This window comes from Stieleria sedimenti, assembly GCF_025060895.1.
In the GTDB taxonomy this organism is placed as follows: Bacteria; Planctomycetota; Planctomycetia; order Pirellulales; family Pirellulaceae; genus Stieleria; species Stieleria sedimenti.
The window spans coordinates 1-18,172 of record NZ_JANZKV010000043.1 but is presented as its reverse complement, the minus strand read 5'-3'; the positions used below and the strand labels follow the sequence as shown (position 1 = coordinate 18,172).

General features: G+C 54.5%; 14 protein-coding genes and 17 tRNA genes. 4 read left to right on the top strand and 27 right to left on the bottom strand.

Annotated elements, in window-relative coordinates; genetic code table 11:
* Positions 1-120: 120 nt before the first annotated feature.
* The 6 genes from NZK35_RS07365 to NZK35_RS07340 all read right to left on the bottom strand — a co-directional run bounded on the left by NZK35_RS07365 (position 121) and on the right by NZK35_RS07340 (position 8,850).
* Positions 121-3,129 carry a DEAD/DEAH box helicase gene (locus NZK35_RS07365; RefSeq protein WP_259631888.1) on the bottom strand — a complete coding sequence of 1,003 codons (3,009 nt, stop codon included), beginning with the start codon at positions 3,127-3,129 and terminating at the stop codon, positions 121-123.
* Positions 3,130-3,134: 5 nt separating this feature from the next.
* Positions 3,135-3,365: a helix-turn-helix domain-containing protein gene (locus tag NZK35_RS07360; protein ID WP_259631887.1), complete on the bottom strand. Its 231-nt coding sequence runs from the start codon at positions 3,363-3,365 to the stop codon at positions 3,135-3,137.
* 81 nt (positions 3,366-3,446) lie between these two features.
* Complete coding sequence (locus tag NZK35_RS07355; RefSeq protein ID WP_259631886.1) at positions 3,447-4,301, bottom strand: hypothetical protein; 855 nt, start codon at positions 4,299-4,301, stop codon at positions 3,447-3,449.
* 413 nt (positions 4,302-4,714) lie between these two features.
* Positions 4,715-6,358: a TROVE domain-containing protein gene (locus NZK35_RS07350; protein ID WP_259631885.1), complete on the bottom strand. Its 1,644-nt coding sequence runs from the start codon at positions 6,356-6,358 to the stop codon at positions 4,715-4,717.
* Positions 6,359-7,128: 770 nt separating this feature from the next.
* The gene (locus tag NZK35_RS07345; protein ID WP_259631884.1) at positions 7,129-7,494 is read right to left on the bottom strand and encodes a hypothetical protein; all 366 of its coding nucleotides are present in this window, start codon (positions 7,492-7,494) and stop codon (positions 7,129-7,131) included.
* A 1,285-nt stretch (positions 7,495-8,779) separates the two neighbouring features.
* Positions 8,780-8,850: transfer RNA gene (locus NZK35_RS07340), tRNA-Cys, on the bottom strand.
* A 103-nt stretch (positions 8,851-8,953) separates the two neighbouring features.
* On the opposite strand from NZK35_RS07340, the gene NZK35_RS07335 reads away from it, so the two are divergent.
* Entirely contained in the window at positions 8,954-9,262 is a 309-nt protein-coding gene (locus tag NZK35_RS07335; protein ID WP_407699774.1) for a four helix bundle protein, read from the top strand.
* 77 nt (positions 9,263-9,339) lie between these two features.
* Here NZK35_RS07335 and NZK35_RS07330 read toward each other — a convergent pair whose 3' ends face one another.
* The 8 genes from NZK35_RS07330 to NZK35_RS07295 form a co-directional block, all read right to left on the bottom strand.
* Positions 9,340-9,507: an SEC-C metal-binding domain-containing protein gene (locus NZK35_RS07330; protein ID WP_259631882.1), complete on the bottom strand. Its 168-nt coding sequence runs from the start codon at positions 9,505-9,507 to the stop codon at positions 9,340-9,342.
* A gap of 125 nt (positions 9,508-9,632) precedes the next feature.
* On the bottom strand, positions 9,633-10,157 hold the full coding sequence (locus NZK35_RS07325; protein ID WP_259631881.1) for an endonuclease V: 525 nt from the start codon (positions 10,155-10,157) through the stop codon (positions 9,633-9,635).
* A gap of 211 nt (positions 10,158-10,368) precedes the next feature.
* Positions 10,369-11,226: a slipin family protein gene (locus NZK35_RS07320; protein ID WP_259631880.1), complete on the bottom strand. Its 858-nt coding sequence runs from the start codon at positions 11,224-11,226 to the stop codon at positions 10,369-10,371.
* A 175-nt stretch (positions 11,227-11,401) separates the two neighbouring features.
* Positions 11,402-11,473: transfer RNA gene (locus tag NZK35_RS07315), tRNA-Arg, on the bottom strand.
* 290 nt (positions 11,474-11,763) lie between these two features.
* Positions 11,764-12,570, bottom strand: coding sequence for a hypothetical protein (locus tag NZK35_RS07310; RefSeq protein ID WP_259631879.1), 807 nt, complete (start codon positions 12,568-12,570; stop codon positions 11,764-11,766).
* A gap of 71 nt (positions 12,571-12,641) precedes the next feature.
* Positions 12,642-12,713, bottom strand: a tRNA-Arg gene (locus tag NZK35_RS07305).
* A 12-nt stretch (positions 12,714-12,725) separates the two neighbouring features.
* Positions 12,726-12,815 (bottom strand) — tRNA-Ser (locus NZK35_RS07300).
* Between the two features lie 182 nt (positions 12,816-12,997).
* Positions 12,998-13,070 (bottom strand) — tRNA-Val (locus NZK35_RS07295).
* A gap of 216 nt (positions 13,071-13,286) precedes the next feature.
* On the opposite strand from NZK35_RS07295, the gene NZK35_RS07290 reads away from it, so the two are divergent.
* On the top strand, positions 13,287-13,556 hold the full coding sequence (locus NZK35_RS07290) for a four helix bundle protein (protein WP_259631878.1): 270 nt from the start codon (positions 13,287-13,289) through the stop codon (positions 13,554-13,556).
* Between the two features lie 11 nt (positions 13,557-13,567).
* Here the strand turns inward: NZK35_RS07290 and NZK35_RS07285 are convergent.
* From NZK35_RS07285 to NZK35_RS07270, 4 genes are all read right to left on the bottom strand, one after another.
* Positions 13,568-13,641, bottom strand: a tRNA-Gly gene (locus NZK35_RS07285).
* Positions 13,642-13,649: 8 nt separating this feature from the next.
* Positions 13,650-13,723: transfer RNA gene (locus tag NZK35_RS07280), tRNA-Leu, on the bottom strand.
* Between the two features lie 116 nt (positions 13,724-13,839).
* Positions 13,840-13,910 (bottom strand) — tRNA-Ala (locus NZK35_RS07275).
* Between the two features lie 196 nt (positions 13,911-14,106).
* Positions 14,107-14,178: transfer RNA gene (locus NZK35_RS07270), tRNA-Val, on the bottom strand.
* Between the two features lie 57 nt (positions 14,179-14,235).
* On the opposite strand from NZK35_RS07270, the gene NZK35_RS07265 reads away from it, so the two are divergent.
* A complete protein-coding gene (locus NZK35_RS07265; RefSeq protein ID WP_259631877.1) occupies positions 14,236-14,580 on the top strand; it encodes a four helix bundle protein in 345 nt (114 codons plus the stop codon).
* A 44-nt stretch (positions 14,581-14,624) separates the two neighbouring features.
* Here the strand turns inward: NZK35_RS07265 and NZK35_RS07260 are convergent.
* From NZK35_RS07260 to NZK35_RS07220, 9 genes are all read right to left on the bottom strand, one after another.
* Positions 14,625-14,684 (bottom strand) — tRNA-Trp (locus tag NZK35_RS07260).
* A gap of 24 nt (positions 14,685-14,708) precedes the next feature.
* A tRNA-Glu gene (locus NZK35_RS07255) sits at positions 14,709-14,783 on the bottom strand.
* Positions 14,784-15,236: 453 nt separating this feature from the next.
* A tRNA-Asn gene (locus tag NZK35_RS07250) sits at positions 15,237-15,308 on the bottom strand.
* Positions 15,309-15,425: 117 nt separating this feature from the next.
* Positions 15,426-15,496 (bottom strand) — tRNA-Gly (locus tag NZK35_RS07245).
* A gap of 55 nt (positions 15,497-15,551) precedes the next feature.
* A tRNA-Thr gene (locus tag NZK35_RS07240) sits at positions 15,552-15,644 on the bottom strand.
* A 13-nt stretch (positions 15,645-15,657) separates the two neighbouring features.
* Positions 15,658-15,730, bottom strand: a tRNA-Lys gene (locus tag NZK35_RS07235).
* An 82-nt stretch (positions 15,731-15,812) separates the two neighbouring features.
* A tRNA-Ile gene (locus NZK35_RS07230) sits at positions 15,813-15,885 on the bottom strand.
* Between the two features lie 357 nt (positions 15,886-16,242).
* Positions 16,243-16,314 (bottom strand) — tRNA-Phe (locus NZK35_RS07225).
* Between the two features lie 477 nt (positions 16,315-16,791).
* A complete protein-coding gene (locus NZK35_RS07220; protein WP_323379618.1) occupies positions 16,792-17,016 on the bottom strand; it encodes a DUF1569 domain-containing protein in 225 nt (74 codons plus the stop codon).
* 45 nt (positions 17,017-17,061) lie between these two features.
* Between NZK35_RS07220 and NZK35_RS07215 the strand changes: the two genes are divergently transcribed.
* Entirely contained in the window at positions 17,062-18,171 is a 1,110-nt protein-coding gene (locus tag NZK35_RS07215; RefSeq protein WP_259631876.1) for an AraC family transcriptional regulator, read from the top strand.
* Position 18,172: the final 1 nt, after the last annotated feature.

Sequence of the window (18,172 nt, the reverse complement as noted above, 5' to 3'; positions counted from 1 at the left end):
CGCTAGCGTCGGGCATTTTCAGTTGTGCGATGTTGGTGATAAGGCTTTCTGTGTGAGGCCCGCGGCTAGCGCCGTCGGCTCAATTGCGTTGCCTGCGGATAGCGCCGTTGGCTCTGGTGACTATTTGATAGTGAATCGAATGGTGAATAGCGTTTCTATTTGTTGTTTCTGCTGGCAGCGGGACCGAAGCTGGGCGAGCAGCTTTTGCCTTTCCTGCTCCACCGCTTCCTCGACGTCGTCAATGTTTCGCCTCGCTTTGCGGCGTTTGGCCTCGAGTTGTCGGATCTCCTCCAATGCTGTCTCTTGGGCTTGAATGTTCTCGGCGAGATCCGCCTGGCGTCTAGCTGCGCGTAGCTCACGACGCAATGTGTCCAGTTGAAGTTCAGCAGCCGTGATTTTGTCGTCCGCCCACTGATTGACTTGTTCTTGTGCCTGTCGAAAGCGCGTGTTCCCATTTTCGCTCGCTCGAGCGATTGTTGCGTTTTTAAGACGGTTTGCGTCGGCATTGATTCGTTCTAAATCGGCAGCAGCCATTTCCACTTCATCAACATGCTTCCCTGCGACATCGAACAAACGGTCGGCTAACTCTTGATCGAGGTTTTGACCACCGGTGGTAAATGCCGTCAGAAGCATAAACTCTTCAATCGCATCACTGTCCAACGACAGCTTGTCAACGCGCATCCAACCCGACTGGCCTACAAAATCGGCAAGCATGCTGATTTTGCGTTCGTTACCCGTCACATCAAATTCGATGCAATCAAATGAGCCGCACGCGCTAGCGTCGGGCGTGCGCGGGGCGAGTGCCGAATCTGTTGTGCCCGCGGCTAGCGCCGTCGGCTCAGGGGATTCGTGTACTTGTGAACGCAATGCGCTAGCATCGGTCCCTCCCAAAGTACGGTTGAGCTCCTGCTCTTTTGCTTTCGACAGGAGCCATTGCCCTAGAGGGCTGGATAACCTGAGAAGATGAGCTTCCGGCTCCGCACCATTTTCTTGATCGCGAACAACGGAAATCAGCTGATATCGTCCGGTTGGAATCTCCGGTGCAGGGGCATTGGGTAACGTGAATCCCAACGTATCTGAATTGAAATCGGCCGCTCCTCGGAGTCCCCAACAAGTCAACTTCCAGAGACGCTCGCCAACTCGATCCAAGGCCAGTCGAGCATCCTGTGCGGTGACATTCAGGCGATCATGCACGTCAGCGTCAAAGTGCTCCAGCAGTTGCTCCCGCGCCTTGGTCATCTTCTCCGAGATTGTCGATTCCAACTCCTGTTGGAGTTTGTCGAAGGCCTCATTGATTTCTGCGTCGGTCCTGCAGGTCTTTAGGATACCGATGACACGTTTCTCGAAATCGATTCCGTCCTCGATAGTCCCCAATACTTCGTCGCTGGCACCAAACAACCCATCGAACAGCGTGAACTTCTGCTGCAGAAGGTCTTGGACACGCCGGTCGGCTAAGTTGTCTTGAGAGAGGAAATTGACGACCACAACATCGTATTTCTGGCCGTAACGATGGCAGCGACCAATGCGCTGCTCGATCCGCTGAGGATTCCACGGCAAGTCGTAGTTGACGACTAACGAACAGAATTGAAGGTTGACACCTTCTGCGGCCGCCTCTGTCGCTAACAGTATCTCGCCATGATCGCGAAACTCTTCGATCAATGCGCTCCGAACATCAATCGTCTTTGATCCGGTCAGGCGATCGGTGCCACGATGTCGCTCGACATAATTCTCGTATGCACGCTTGGCATTGGGGTGACTGTTTGACCCATTGAATACGACGACCTTTCCAGAGTAGCCGTTTGACTCCAGATGGTTTGCAAGGAATTCCTGCGTCTTCCTGCTTTCGGTGAAGATCAACGCTTTCTTGGCAGCCCCCAACTCGTGCAAACGATCAAATGCAACTTCCAGAGCCTTTACAAGTGCTTTCGACTTGCTGTCGTTGGTGATGGAATCTGCGCGTTTGATCAGCGATTCCAGTTCTTCAAGCTCCTGCGAAAGTTGTCGCGGATCGAGAGGCAGTTCCGAAGGATCGTCGCCTTCTTCCTCTACGTCGAGCTGGTCAAGCAGACCTTCGATATCCAAATCGTCTTCCGAGATGTCATCGACAAAGCGCTCGAAGTCCTCGTCGCTAAGTCCGTCGCGAATCTTTTCGAGACGCGCCTTCATTGTACGAAGCGTGCTGGCCAAGGCTTGCGGCGATGATGCAAGCGTTTTGAACAAGATCATTTCGATCAGGTAGCGTTGCCGCAGCGGAAATGCGTAACTTGATTCCCGGTCCATGAACTTCGTCACGTCTTCGTTGAGTCTCTTCTCTTCCGACGTCTGTGCAAACGGATGCGTGATCGCTTGACGCTTGGTGTAGTTCACGTACGGGCACTGCTTTCGCAGGGTCCGCTTGCAGAGTTGACCTAGCCGAGACCTCAGCCCAACAACATCGCCGCCAGCATTGCAGTAGCGGCTTTGGAAAGAGCTCTTGTCGCCAAAAACATGGTCGCCGATGAACCAACCGAGGCCATACAGCTCCATCAACGAGTTTTGCAGGGGCGTAGCAGTCAGCAGCAGCTTCTGACGAAGCTCAAACGCCCACCGGATCGCCTGACCACCTTTTCGGCTCGGTTGGTACGCGTTGCGTAGCTTGTGTGCCTCATCAAGGACGACGAGGTCAAAGGGGATACTTCGCAGCTCTTCCTTCATCCGTGAGGCGAAACCATAGGAGACAATAGCGATCTTGCCACAATCAAATGGGTTTGGATTACCGTCGCGGCGAAGTCTGTTCCAAACCCGACGGTCGATCACGACGGATGGCAGATTAAATTTCTCGGAGAGCTCGGCTTGCCATTGCTTGCGAATATGCGCAGGGGCGACAACCAGTAGCTTACGTTTTCTCTCGGCCCATTTCTGGCACAAGACGAGTCCCGCTTCAATCGTTTTCCCTAACCCTACCTCGTCAGCAAGGAGGACGCCTTTCTGTAGCGGGTTGGCCAATGCGAATAGCGCCGCATCCACTTGGTGCGGGTTTAGGTCAACTTTCGAGTCGAAAAGTGTTGAACTGATTTGGTCGAGCTCACCGACTTCACCTTGACGCGTCAGCTGGTGAGCGAAGTAGCAAGCCTGATGGGGCGTAATCATCTGCGCTACCTCGGCTTCTTTTTTGGGGGAGTCGCGGCATCTTGCTTTGAGCCCTCGGGTTGAATCTCCCCAACAAACGCGTCCAGATCGCTCTTTAGAAACAAGCGATAGTTGTTTGCCGGATGCCGGTACTCTTTGATCTTTCCGGCCTTTCCCCAGTTGCGCAGCGTGTTCTGACAGACCCCGAGATACTCGGCTGCCTCCGCAATCTGCAAGAAATCCGTCAACTTAGGCATCGCTGCCACCCCCATGTGTGCGTTATTCCAAAAGGATAGCAAACCTTACCAAAGCCGACTATCCGGGGGTGCTCGGGCCAATTAGCCCAGGCTGACCTGGTCGACCACTTCGGTACCCAAAGCACTTTTTAGGTCAAGAAGCTCGAATGGCAGCGGTGACTCGAGCGCGAGGATGACACGGATGTCTGCCAATTCACACTGCGTTGAACGCCACGCCTTTAACACAGCGTCGTATTTAACACACTGAAACAGTCCGCGCGTTACATCGGCAACATCCGAAATGGATGACTTTACCTCGACCGCAATCCAAGAATTCCCTCTGCGAAACACGACGTCGACAACGTCACCAGATGGAAGCGGAAATTCGACCTCTCCGTTCCCAAGCGATCTTGGCAAGCCGACGAGCGTTGGGTCCGCAGCGATCGCTTGCTTCAACTTCTTGTGTTTTTCACTTTCGCCACCACCATCGGAACGGGCTGCCTCGATGAGCTCCGGAACGATTGCAGGCGGGGGTTGCAGCTCGAGTTCTCTTAGTACTTCAAGCCAGCGCGTATACGCGAACACGGATGCGAGAGTTTCATTGATAAGTGCGTCGCGTTGGTGCTTTGTCAGAGATTCCAAGTCTGGGGTCAACAGTGTGTCGACTCCACGCCCTGGCATTCCCGTCGATTTATTCACAACCAACAGTGCAATTCTGGGGATCTGGTGGCCCCAGGAATTACTCAGCTCAGACAGTGTCACTCCAATGCTACCCAGCACGAAATTCAGATTCCGCGCGTTTTGCATATCGAGTTGGCGAGCGAGTTCTTCATAGGTCAAGACGCGTTGTGCAAACGCGTAGCGAACCAATATCGGAAGCGCCATTCGAGCACGCTTTTGATATAACTTTTCGCCAAACATGTTGTCAGCGATTTCAGCTGTTTGTTCGTCAGTCATGCGGTCTCGGTCCAGAGTTAAGATCCACGACGCGTAGAGAAACGTCCGAGTTCTTTGCAAGTGCGGTCAAAAACGCTCTGCCAATGTGAACTGTAGTAATCTATCTGACCGCGATAGTAGTTGCCTGCTCTCCATAACCTGGACTCCCGTAATGTCGTCGGATTTCTAGTCGATGATGACCAAGCCGCCTGTTTCTTGAAGATCGGATCGGTGATGCGTCGGACATGGTGTGGCTTGCGATCATTGCTGGACGTCAGTTCATTTTGTATGCAGCAGCGTACACTCAGACGTTGATTCGCGCCCTCGCAATATTCAAGAATACCAATGGCATCTCGTCGCAGACAAAGAGAAAACGCCCGCGATAGATTCCTCCACCGCGGGCGTTTTGTTGTTGGTACTTGATCCTTGAAATCCTACACGTCAACTGCCTCGACCTCGCGGACGAAGCGGTTGGTGTCGGACTCTAGGAAGTTGCTGACGACGTTGAAGACTGCGTCGCTGAAGCCTCCGATGTTCAGGATGTCCTGGCGATCGGGGACTTGCGTGTTGCCGTAGGGAGCGATGTCGATGCAGACTAGCTTTGGATCGGCGATGCCGTGTCCGCGCTGGGTCTTCTTGAACTTCTCCCACTCGGTCATGACGCCGGTCGAACCTCCTCGGCCGTATCCGTAGGCACGTCCCGAGTTGATCCAGCTTTCGTTGTCGCTGACCAGGACGATTCCAGCAAACGCACGCTTTGCGTAACGCTTGTTGGCTTCGACCAATGGCAACGACACATCCGTTCCACCACCTCCGTACTTCGAAAGCCGAGCCGACAGGCTCAGGATCGAATCGCTTGGATCGATCTTCGCCTGGTAAGCACGCGTATCGAACGGAACGACGACGCTGTCCGGGTTGCGACGCAGGATTGCTGCGGCGAACAACGCGGCGACGTCAACGCAACGCATCTTCGACGCGCGGCCTCGAGCCTGCCATCCCGTCACGGAGCATCCCATCGATCCAGACGTGTCCAGACCGATGATGACCGGCGCCGGCAACTGCGGGATGTTGCCACAAGCGATCTCCGCCGCGTCATGCAACGCAGACTTGATCTTGTGTGGAACTTCGTCCGCAGCGTTCAGGTACGCCGCCAAGAACTGGTATGGGAACTGACGTGAACGACGGATCGCGTCAACGTCCGCGATGCGGCCGGCAACGTAATCGATCATCGTGTTATCAGGCTTCTTACCGTTCTTGAATACGTCGTGACGCAACAGCGTGTTCAGGTTCATGCGCAGAGCCTGCGGTCCCATCTGTCGTGCGATTGCCTTCCAGACGAGCGGACCCTTCGCCGTGTCGGCCAGCAAGTCCCATCGGACCTGCAGGTCGCCAGCAATCAGCGCCTGAGCCTCAGCCGTGTCGGCCGTACGGAACGCGCTGAGTGACTGAACCGCTGACGGCAAGTCAGCTTCCGTTGCCGGAGCCCACTTGTCGACTTCCTTGTCGGTCAGCCATCCGAACAACGCTCGGCGAGCGTCATCCTTCGGCGTCGGACGTGCCATTCGCAGGACGTCGCGCAGGCTCGGATCGTTACCGATCGATGCCGACAGCAACTTGCCCGTCGAAGCCTCGTTCAGCCAACGCTGGAACGCACGCTGAAGCGAAGACGACAGACCCTTGCGACCGAACTGGCCCGAGCGAACCATCTGGAACACCGTGCGCAGTACGCGACCGTTGTCAGCGACTCGGTCAAAGACCTTGTGCATCAGGGCCGTGTCGCGAGTCGACAGCGTGACCAGCAGCGCCGCCGGCATGTCCTTCATGTAAGCTCGCTCACGCGAGTAGACCGCCAGCTTCGCCAGGTACTCGTTGTCGTCGACTCCGTCGATCAGCTTGCGTAGCTCGTCGAGCTGATTCTGCGCCGACGCGTAGAACACGTTTCCGAACGTACCTGTAGCCGCCAGCTGCGCGAGCGCATGCTTCGCCGGGAACTTGTACGCTGGACCACCGGCTTCGTTTACCGTGGTCGCTCGTGGAAGAACGCTAGTGATGCTTGAGAACAAAGACTTATTCGCCATTACAGCCTCCTACATATTGCAGGCGATGAACCTGCTTGGACAGTCGTGACCAGAAGTTCCGCTCACGACGAAGTAAAAAGTCCCGACGAAGTTTGGGTCAGAGGTGGCTCCCAATGAGCCGCGGCGCCATGTTGTTTTCAGCCGAACGTTTCGGCTGACGAAAGAGGCACCGGAGGGAATCGAACTCTCATGTACTCCGTTCCGACAGTCGGGATGACCGTTGTGGAATGGAGTCCGACTTGTAACCCAGAGGCGATCGGACTGACCATCCCACGAATTGTTTCAAACACTCGACGAGGTGTTGGGGCAGAGTTCTTCCCTGCGACAGACGCACGCGAAGATCACAGGGTCCGGCCCCGTATCAAGTTTCTTGAGAAGGGGGCCGGCCGGGAGTCGAACCTGGGTAGCCATGTACTCCACTCCGGCAGTCGAATGTGTTCGGTTTGTAGTGGACGAGGTGACGAGTCCCCGCTTCGGTGTTGCGGGGAAGGACTCGTTACCTCGTCCACTACGTTGGATTGCTCTTGGTTGTGATGCAGTTGGAAAAACAAAACGCGATCGACGAAAGTGTGACCAGAGGATTTACGGTGCTCTACCACTGAGCTACGGCCCTGGAATAGTCTTGAGACCCGAGTCTTGAGGCTTGAGCAAATTCACTCAGGTCTCACGACTCACTGCTCATGACTCAAATTGGGCCGGTGGGACTCGAACCCACGACACCCGGCTCCTGAAGCATGTACTCCGAATCGGCAGTCGATCGTGTGCGTTTGTTACTTCCGTTTCTTCTTCAAGTTCTTCCGCAATCGCTTCCACACCTTGCGGCCAGTGTCGCGGTCAAGCCGGACAAGCTGGTGTTTTCGGATGTCGAGGATCGCGGTGCCGCCTTTCGCTTGCTTGGTGTAAACGAATGGCAAGCAGACGGCGACGACTTTGCTGGGTTGGCCAGCGTCACGGGCTTTGTAGACCGATCGAACCGGCTCGTCCGCCGCAAGCGTGCCGCCTGAGCAGCACCACAGGAACGATGGCAGTTCGTAGATCTCTGTCAACGCCGTGACGTAGTCTCCTCGTTTGATGTCTTCTCCGGCGACGCGTGTTGCCACGTTGGTCGCGAAGTTGGTGTCGGTTGTGGTTTCCATGATTCATTTTGCTTAGTGAAAGTAGTTTTGAATGTGCAGAAAGTCTTCGGCCGGCGTCCGATTACTCGGCGCCGGACTTCGTAATGGCGAATAATTGAAGTTGCACACGCATGGTTACTCTCACGAGCAAATGAAAAACGGCTGACGAGGTGATGTGATAGAGAGAAGCTCTCCCAATTGAGCTACGGTTCAGCGAGGCCAAACCGACGGGACTCGAACCCGCATCCTTCGATTAACAGTCGATGTACTCCAACTCGGCAGTTAGTCGTGTATTGGTGGCGACGAAGCCTTTGGAAGTTTGAAGAGTGAAGTACGAAGTTTGAAAACAGCTCTGTCCCAGACTTTCACACTTCACTCTTCTCACTTCAAACTTCTGTCGTCGCCTTGTTTTTCTCTAAAGGGAAAACGATCAACGAAGTGTTCGATCAGACAGTTCGATGCTCTACCCACTGAGCTACAAAGCAGAAAAAGTCGTGAGCTTTGAGTCCTGAGACTCGAGCCTTCTCACTCAAGTCTCACAGCTCATCGCTCACAGCTCGAATTGCTTTGGCGGGATTCGAACCCGCGACCGTCGCGTGATGTAGTCCAACCTGGCAGTCAATCGTGTATGGTTGGCGACGAAGTTGTCGTTCAGAAGCATCAGATAGACGACCAGCGATGCTGGACGGGACTCGAACCCGCTTCTCGTGCAGGCACGTGTCTTAATCCATGTATTCCAAACTGGCAGTCGCCATGTTCGTGTTCAAAAGCAACCGACGAGGTGTTGACCAGAGGCTTTTTTCCGCGTGTCTTCCAATTGCACCACTGCGATCGTGGATCGCAGACGGGATTCGAACCCGCAAGGTCTTTCGACCACAGAACCCTATGTACTCCGAATCGGCAGTCAGTTGTGTATGGTTGGCGACGAGGTATTGGTCAGATCACAAACGTGTGGGAATCGAACCCACCAGCGACGCGAACGTCGTTGCCAGACTCACTGGACGGCACATTGGTTAGCATGTATTCCGAACCGGCAGTCGCCGTGTTTTACGCTTGAACGAAGTGGTTGTTGAGTCGTTTAGGAGCGTCCGTTTTCGGCTTTCGCCGATCGTTGACTGTCACCTTTGTCTGCGAGAGACTCCGGTGACGTTCACTAGCCGGTCGCCCGACATCGCTACCTTAGGCTCCTCATATGTAGACCCAAACGGCAGTTCAAGCAGTGTTGGTTTGCGACGGATCGACGGGGTAACAGCTCAGATGGTTCACATTATCAATATGTAATCCAAGCCTGCAGTCGATTCGTCAGAAACGCTGGTGGGAGTCGAACCCACTTCGACCGGGTTGCAGCCGGTTGCCTGGCCATCTGGCTCCAGCGTTAGGATAGGGGTGAGTCTTGAGTTGTGAGTCCTGAGTAAAAGGGAAGTGAAATATGCGGGATCATCGAAAACTTCGAGCGTTCGAATTGGCGGATCAGCTTGTCATGTCCGTCTATTCAGCAACCAGGACATTTCCGAAGGACGAAATGTTCGGGCTGACTTCGCAACTTCGCAGGGCGTCTGTTTCTATCGCGTCGAACATCGTCGAAGGATGTGCACGGAACTCGGAAGCCGACTTCCTGCGTTTCCTTGACATGGCCTTTGGATCGGTACGCGAGGTCGAATATCAGCTAACAATCGCAAAACGACTCGAATACACGTCGAGCGATACGGCCGAACAACTGGCGAGCCAAGCCGACGAAACGGCAAGAGTCCTCGCCGGACTAATCCGCTCGCTCCGCAAAGAATCTTAGTTTTTGGCTTTCTCACGACTCACCGCTCAAGACTCACTACTCCTTCTCTCTAAAAGTAGTCGTCGCGATTGGAGCCATCAAAAGTGGCCCGACTTGAGGCAACATCGTTTGAATCGCAGGCCGCTGCCGCATGGGCAGGGATCATTGCGTCCAAGATTTTCTTCGAGTTGCTTATCGCCATGGACGATTCGCAGTCCACACTTGACGTGAGTCTCCGAGGGGAAGCCGCGTCGGCGTTTACTCATGGGCTCGAAAGCAATGGTCTTCGTTGTGCTCGTTTTCGTATCGCATCGGTCCAATCCCAGATTTGTGGTTAGCTTCGGATGGAAACAAGTTGACGTTTAAGACTCTTGATGAGCGATTGGGTTCGCTAGTTTCCACCACGGCTCAACTGATCGACTCGTTTCAAAATCGTTGGCAGTCGATGTGGGCCATGCATGGCGCCGATGTTCAGCACTGCTTGGGCGACCGGAAGTCCAACTGCCGTAATGTAAAGCGGTCGATCGCTGGTGCCTCTGCGAAGTTCGGTGGCGTGGTCCGTGTCCTTGAACGGGTTCTTCGCCACACCGATCACGGGAATCTTGCGATCGAGCGTTTCGTAGAGATGAGCCCCCAATCCGGGACGGCCATTTCCATCCAGCAAAACGTAGCCGTCGACCACGATGCAAGTCGGTGGTTGATCGAGTTTCGCGAGCACCGCTTGAATGCACGGCAGCTCTCGACGGTAGAATTCGCCGGGTTGATATTCCTTTACCTCATGGATCATCGCCACATGCTCGGCGACTGGGATCGAAACGTGCCAGTCGTCAATGACAACGCACGCAGCTCGCGCGGCACTATCCGTGTAGCCTACATCGATACATGCAATCGTTTGGTTTTGCGTCGCGTTCTCCATTTGTATTGGCGTCAATTGTAAGTGTTAAGCGTCCTCGCCAGGAATCGAACCTGATCTACGACCTTCGCGCGATCGCGGAGCGATCCTCAGGATCGACGTCGCGTGCTGTCCGGCACACTCCAAGGACGAAAACTCGCAGGACCGATGAACGGGTCACCGGTCCTGCTTGAATCGAATGCACGATTCGCTTCCATCATTAATCGTGCTTTCCTTAATCCGTTCCGTTCAGACTGACCCGGTCGAGGCCGAGGTACAGTCGCGCGTTGCCGTTCTTGGCTAGCTCACGCAGCGTTTCGAGTTCGGCCAGTCGCAGCAGTGCCGGATGGCCTTCCAGTGCCTCGGCTGCCTTGACGCGTTCCGCGTACGCTTGCGTTTCGGCTTCCGCCCTTGCTCGCGTCGCTTCCGCTTCGGCTTGCTCACGCAATCGTCGTGCTTCGGCATCCGCCTGGGCATCACGGCGCGTGATTTCAGCTCGAGACTCCGCCTCGATCTGCTCGACTTCGGCACGCGTGCGTGCTTCGACGAGTTGAGCTTGACTGTGTCGCTCGGCTGCCAGAACGCGGTTCATGATCTCCTGCAGGTTTCCCGGGAAGATCAAGTCCTTCACGTCAGCTCGCCTGATCGTCACACCGTAGCTGCCAGCAGATTCAGTCACGTCGGACAGGATATCCTCACTAAGCCGGTTTCGGTTCGTCAGGATTTCCTCGAGCGTCATCGACGCCAGTGAACGTCGCGCTGCTAGCTGCACGTCGCTGTACAGTCGGTCCTCAAAGCTGTCGACCGTGTGGATCGCAGCCTTCGGATCCGTCACACGGAACTGCACCAGAATGCTGACTCGGATGGCCACCTTGTCAGCCGTCAAGATTTCCTGGCCCTTGATCGTTAGCTCTCGCTCACGAACATCGACCAGCATGCACTCGACGGTCGGCAGCTTCTTGAAGAATCGCTTGCGTGGCGGAATCTTGTAGTGTCCCGCCTCGAGGATCTTCGTCAGCTTACCGTCTTCGTAGTACAAACCGCGGTGGGTGTCCTTAATGATGAACTCTCGTCGAGCACCGCTAATCATCATGATGCACCTCCTGTCGGTTTGCGTGATTGATGATTTGAAATGGTTAAGTGAATGGAGCCTCGGAGCGGAGTTGATATGAAGTACGAGCTGTCAGATCAGGACAATCTGAGCGATCATTTCGAATGGTGAACGCAGGATCCATTTGTTCGCTCGCTCCTAACGCCGCCGAGGCAAGTAACTCGCCCAGGAATCGAACCTGGTCCGACAGTTTCGAAGACTGTCATGCTATCCAGCACACCCGCGAGTCATGTAATCAAGCGTCCTCGCCAGGAATCGAACCTGGTCTACGACCTCCGCAAAGTCGCGTGCGAATCCGGCACACTCCAAGGACGAAAAACGGTCAGAGGCGTCGACTGGGCACCCGCATGGGCGAACCAAAAAGAAAACACTGCCAAGAGCAGTGCCTTACTCAGTCGAGCCACGTCGGCGGGAAGAGTCGCGAGACTTGAGTCTTGAGCTATGAGTGAATACTCAGGACTCATCGCTCACGACTCGCGACTTTAAAAACGGCTCGCCACCGTGGTGGAGAGCCGCGGGTTAATCGATGAACGCGACGTGTCGCATTGCAAGCGAGTCATTTCCTGTGTTCATCATGACTTGATGCCATCTGTTCAAGATGATCGTCTTGTGATCCGGATGACGCACTCGTCCTCGAACGAACACGCTTGGGTTTCGTCGTTGTGCTACCCAGTGCAGATGACGAAGTTCCGGCTTTCGGCTAATCAATCGCCGATGCTGTCCCTCGGTCACACCGTTTGGGTATTGGTTGCTGACGTAAACCAGTTGTCCTCCCTGCCGAACGACCTCTTCGCACATATGCGGCTTTCCACCGCCACGTGCAATCGGCTCGTTTCGCAGAACCAATCGCTCATCGACAAAGCTCGGGTTTTCGACGGGAACGAAGAACCATTCACCTTGGCGGATGAATGCTTCGTTGCGTCGTCGATTTCGCTTCCGCGGCTTCACACCGAGACGGTTCTCGAGTGCTCGTACCGCAGTTGGCTTGAGCGCGTCGAACGCTGTCTTTACCGAAGAAACCGAAGCTCGCTCCGGAACGGCCGCGACGAACCAGTGACGTTCATCGTGTCCGCACAGGAACTTATGCTTTCCGTCGTCTTGACGTGACATCAAAAGTAGGTGCCGCATTGAAGGCTGAACATCGATGACCTGCGTTTCAGCGACCAACTTGGGCTGAATCGCAAGATCGAAGAATTCGCCCTCGGCGTCGTTGCCGATGTCGATCGAGACTTCGGGAGGTGTTCCCCAGCGTCTGGCGATCGGAGGGTGGACTTTCGCTCGAGCACCAATCCGCGTGAATTGACGCTCGATACTCTGCATGCTCATGACAATGCCTTTCAAAAGTGTCAAACAAGCGGAATGATGCCGGCAGCCAACGTGACCGCAGAATTCGGCAGTAGCCCGACCAGGAATCGAACCCGGAACTTCTGGTTAGAAGCCAGAGATGATGTCCGTTTCACCATCGAGCCGTTGCAGACAAGCGGAAGGAGAGGGAGTCGAACCCTCAAGGCACCATCAAGATGCTCGCCCGGCTAGCAACCGGATACCGTCGCCGATCGGATTGCCCTTCCGTTCATGAGTGGACCGGAAGGGAATCGAACCCTCCCACCGATCTTGCAAGGATCAGTCGCCCGCAGAGTTTCTTTCTCGGCGAACATGCCAGCCCATATCAGAGGTCCGTCCGGGAATTGAACCCGGTCTTCGTCCATACCACAGACGCGTGCTGCCGCAACACTTACAGACCTTGTTTCAGTGATCACGGATGGAATCGAACCATCGGTCTCCTGCTTGTCACGCAGGCGTCTTAGCCGCTGGACCACGCGATCGGTGGGATTAGTTCCATGTTCGAAGTTCCATGTTCCAAGATGCTCGTGTTAAGCGTGGAACGTGGAACTTCAAACCTGGAACTTAGTCAATTAGCGGATCCGGGGGTCGCACCCGGCGTTCCTGGCTTATGAGGCCTGGCTGAGCACTGGCCCATCCGCAGTGTTAGTTGGTTAGGATTTAGGTCGTTAGGAATTAGGTCGAGAAGGAGAAAGGCAATGCGCGATCACACAAAACTACGAGCATTCGAGTTGGCCGACGAAGTGGCGTTGTTGACGTACAAGTTCACGAGCGGATTCCCCCGTGAAGAACAATTCGGCCTCACTTCCCAAATGCGCCGGGCGGCTGTGTCGGTGCCATCGAATATTGTCGAAGGCTGCGGACGTGATTCTGATGCCGACTTCGTTCGGTTCCTCGACATGGCGTACGGTTCACTGCGCGAACTCGAATACCAAGCGAGCACTCCGCTGCTCCACGAGGACTTTTGAATTGAAAAAAGTACGGGCACTCGGATTCGAACCGAGACTAATTGGTTGGAAGCCAATCGTGCTGGCCGTTGGACACTACGCCCGCATGTTCAGTAGCTCAGGTGGGACTCGAACCCACAGCATCTCTGGTTCTAAGCCAAAGTGGTCTGCCAATTGCCTACCGAGCCATGATTAGGGGATTAGGATTTAGCGAACTAGGAATTAGGGAAACCAGAAGGCAATCGCCATTAGACCGGCCTCTTTCTAAACACCTAACTCCTAACGAACTAAACAGCTAACCCAGTGGAGCACCAGGGAATCGAACCCTGATCTTCTGCTTGCAACACAGACGTCTTCCCGTTGGACGAGCGCCCCAAGAATGAAGTTGGAAGTAAGAAGGGTGAAGTGTGAAATAGGTTCGCATGACGGTTTTCAGACTTCACTCTTCACCATTCAAACTTCGCGAGTACCCAGAGCAGGAATCGCCCCTGCAAACACTCGGGTTGCTGTGTTTATTGCCGGAAGGGCTCATCGCTCTGCCGATTGGCGTATCTGGGCATCTTCCTGTCAGTAGTCCTGGATGGAATCGAACCATCGTTTCCTGCGTGTAAAACAGGTGTCGTTGCCGTTGGACCACAGGACTCTGGAAGTTTGAAGTTGGAAGGAGGAAGTTTGAATTGATATGCGGTAAATTGTTGCTATGAAGAGTGACTTACCCGGCCGAACCTTTGCGTTTTCCGAGCGAATTGTACGGCTCTGTCTTGCGTTAGAGAGCGATAGCAGTGTCGCAGCGACCTTGATGCGGCAATTGCTGCGATCGGGTACGTCAATTGGCGCGAACGTGGAAGAAGCTCAGGCAAGTGAAAGCAAGCGTGACTTCGTTCACAAGTATTCGATCGCAGCGAAAGAGGCGCGCGAAACACACTATTGGCTGCGTCTGTTGGCCAAAACTGAGGTCGTTTCGCCTTCTCGTCTGGAGCCACTCATAGCTGAGGCCAGCGAACTGATTGCAATCTTGACAACGATCTGCAAGAAGAACCGGTGACGATCCTTCAGACTTCCAACTTCACCCTTCAAACTTCCAAGCACGTCCCCAAGGATTCGAACCCTGACTTACTGGTTTGGAATCAGCAGTGCTACCGTTACACCTAATCTTCTAAACACCTATCAAAGTGACGTGAGCGGGAATCGGACCCGCGGACTCCTGGCTGAGAACCAAGCGATTCTGCCATCAGAATCTACCACGCCATCGTTTTTCCTCATTTGAAGCAAGTACCGCATGGGAGTTTCGATCTCCCTCCTGCTGTCTGAAAAACAGCCGACCTAGCCAGTAGTCGAATGCGGCATTTGAAAAGGATGACCAACCGGAATTGAACCGGCGACAAACTCATTCACAGTGAGTCTCTGGAAACCAGCACCAGATCTGGCCACAGCGCCGAGGACAGGAATCGAACCTGTGTTTGCCTGATTCAGAGTCAGGTGCAACGACCAGCAGTTGCCGCCTCGGTGTTTCAACTTTTAAGAAGCACTCCGTCCGGGAATCGTACCCGATCAGCGGACTTCAAAGGCCCACGTCGCGTCTACGCGCCGGAGAGAATGGATAGCGAGTTAGCTGTTAGCTTGTTAGCGGTTAGCCAGACAATTTCTGCACTGCTCGAAACCTAACTGCTAATCGGCTAGTTGCTAATTCGCTACCTTTAGCTCCGGCGGAAGGACTCGAACCTTCACTCGTCTCCTTAACAGGGAGCCGCCTTACCATTGGGCCACACCGGAGTGTCAGTCTTGAGTATTGAGTCTCGAGCTATGAGTGCAAAAACAGAAATGTTGCTTTCTCACGACTCAAGTCTCAGGTCTCAGGACTCTTCAGTCATGCACAGCATGACCTACAAGAGCGCCCAGCGAGAATTGAACTCGCGTCTTCTGCATGGCAAGCAGATGGGTTACCACTACACCATGGGCGCAAAATTGCATCACAACCAAATTGTCAAAGATCACGGATGCACGAGGCATCCAAAGAGCACCGAGTCGGAATTGAACCGACGTCCCCTCGTTACGACGGAGCGGGCACCGACACGTAGTGTTGGTCGATTGCCGCTAGACGATCAGTGCTGTTGTTATTCAGTGGGACCGGTGAGAATCGAACTCACATGATTCGGTTTAAGAGACCGACGCATTACCTTGTCTGCCACAATCCCAAAATCAGTTGTGAGTCGTGAGTCGCGAGTCTTGAGATTTCTTACTCAAGACTCATCCCTCAGGACTCGAGCCTCTTGTCAGTCGGCGTGGCGGGAATTGAACCCGCGACCGTCGCCTTATAAGGACGCCGCTCTCACCCCTGAGCTACACGCCGATGCGTAGCAAGTGGGGCCGGAGAGATTCGAACTCTCGCCTACACGACGACCAACGCATCGTGCGTCGGTGCCCGAAGTCCGTCATGCTGCCAGTTACACCACAACCCCGAAGTAGGCTATAGGCTGTAGGTGTTTAGACCGTAGGCATGACATCGCTCTTCTCCTTTCACACTTCGCACTTCACTCTTCAAACTTCTTCAGTGGTAGCCCTGGGAATTGAACTCAGCGCAACTCGGTTATCAGCCGTGTTTGGGCAACCAGCCCTCGACTACCATGACAGTCTTGAGTCCTGAGACTCGAGTTCTGAGTTTTCTTGCTCACGTCTCAAGACTCACACCTCAAGACTCATTCCAAAGTGGGCCGGGAGGCGCTCGAATCCTCGTCTGCGGTTCTTCAGACCGCCGCTAGACCGTCTCAGCTACCAGCCCATATTGGGGTGTTGTTGGATTGCCCGATTTGGACACGAAAAAAGGCTCGATGCCTGCGTGACACCGAGCCTTCATGTAGAAAGCAATTCGCTTTGTGCGAGTGTCACGTGAGCAATCGATACGCCGGGGCATTACCGGGCTGATAACGTAAATCGCTATCGCCGAAGGTATTCCCTTCGTGCATCCGTTCGAGTCGACTTGATTGCTGTTTCGTAAACATCAGAAAGCTCTTACTCGCTTCTCTGGGATGTGACTTGTGTGGACCAGCGTCGGCCGGTTCTGGGGTAATAGACGCTGTTGCCTACGGATGGTTCGCGAAAAATCTCGTTTCTTGTGAACCAGTGAAAAACTAGATGCGCTGGGCCGCGAGATTATTTCATCAGCCTAGAAAAAACTTTGCCATGAATCGCACAGAAGTCAAACGAATTCGGTTGGGCTTTTGTACTCGCAGCTCGTAAGTTCTATTCAGATTGCATTTCACGAAGTCTCGTCGCGGCAGCGGAGTTGCCTGAGATGGTGGGCTGCGTGTGCCGCGTGGATCTCCAAGATTCTGTCGCGTGGCAATCGGCCGAAAGCAGGATGCGGAGCGAAGTTGCCGGAATGATTTACAGACGCTCGACACTGGCAGCAAATGCGTCCACTTCTGCAGCATCGTCCAGATTGTCCGGCGGCACGAATAAGCGAATAATCCTGCCGAGACATTTTTGCGAGATGGGAGGACCGAAAGCTTCAAGCTATGATGGGGCAATGAAACGGCATGTCGCTCTAATAATCGAAACTTCCAGTGGGTATGGGCGCGATCTGATGTCTGGGATCGTGAAGTACATGCGCATGCATGGTGAGTGGTCTGTTTTTGTTGAGCAAAGGAATCTGTGGCAAAAGCCACCCTCTTGGTTAGGCAATTGGCAGGGCGACGGCGTCATCTCTCGCGCGACGACTCCAAAGCTGGTTGAAGCCATTGAGAAGAACGGTGTGCCGCTCGTTGAAGTCACGGATCGTCGTGGCGACGGAGATCTACCGCAGGTCCGCAGTGATGATGAAGCGATTGGGCAGATGGGGGCCGAGTATCTGCTGGAACGTGGGTTTCGACGCTTCGGTTTTTGCGGTTTCAGCAGGGAAGCTTGGTCCGAAAGACGCGGAGCTGCCTTTGTTGAGCATGTCGAGAACAACGGTTACGCATGCTCACAGTATTCCTCGGCGTGGCACGGCCGAGGCGCACGTGACTGGGAAACCGAGCAGCAGCACATTGCCGAATGGCTTGGTGAATTAGAGCCGCCGTTCGCCGTACTGGCTTGCAATGACGTCCGCGGTCAGCACATCATTGATGCGTGTTCTAAGCTCAATCTTTCCGTTCCAGAACAAGTAGCAGTCTTGGGGGTGGACAATGACGACCTGCTATGTCGCGTCTGTTCGCCTCCACTGTCGAGCGTGATTCCCCACGCGGAAGCCGTCGGGTTTAAGGCCGCCGAGATGCTGGCCGTTTTGATGAATGGGGAGAAGCCTGCCACCGAGACTCTGCTGGTACCGCCTGTCGGCGTAGCGACCCGACAATCGACCGATGTCGTGGCGATCGATGGCGCAGGAGTCGCTGCTGCACTACGTTACATCCGCGAACACGCTTGCCGCGGAGTGAGTGTGGATGAAGTCGTTCGTAACGCTACGGTGTCACGCAGCACTCTGGAACGACAGGTGAGAAAATATCTGGGACGGACGCCTCAGGAAGAGATCCGCCGTGTTCAGATTAAACGAGCTCAGGAGCTGATGCTTTCGACTGATCTATCCGCTGAGCAGATCGCGATTCTTTGCGGATTCGACTATCCTGAGTACTTCTACACGGTCGGGTGCATTCCCATTTAGT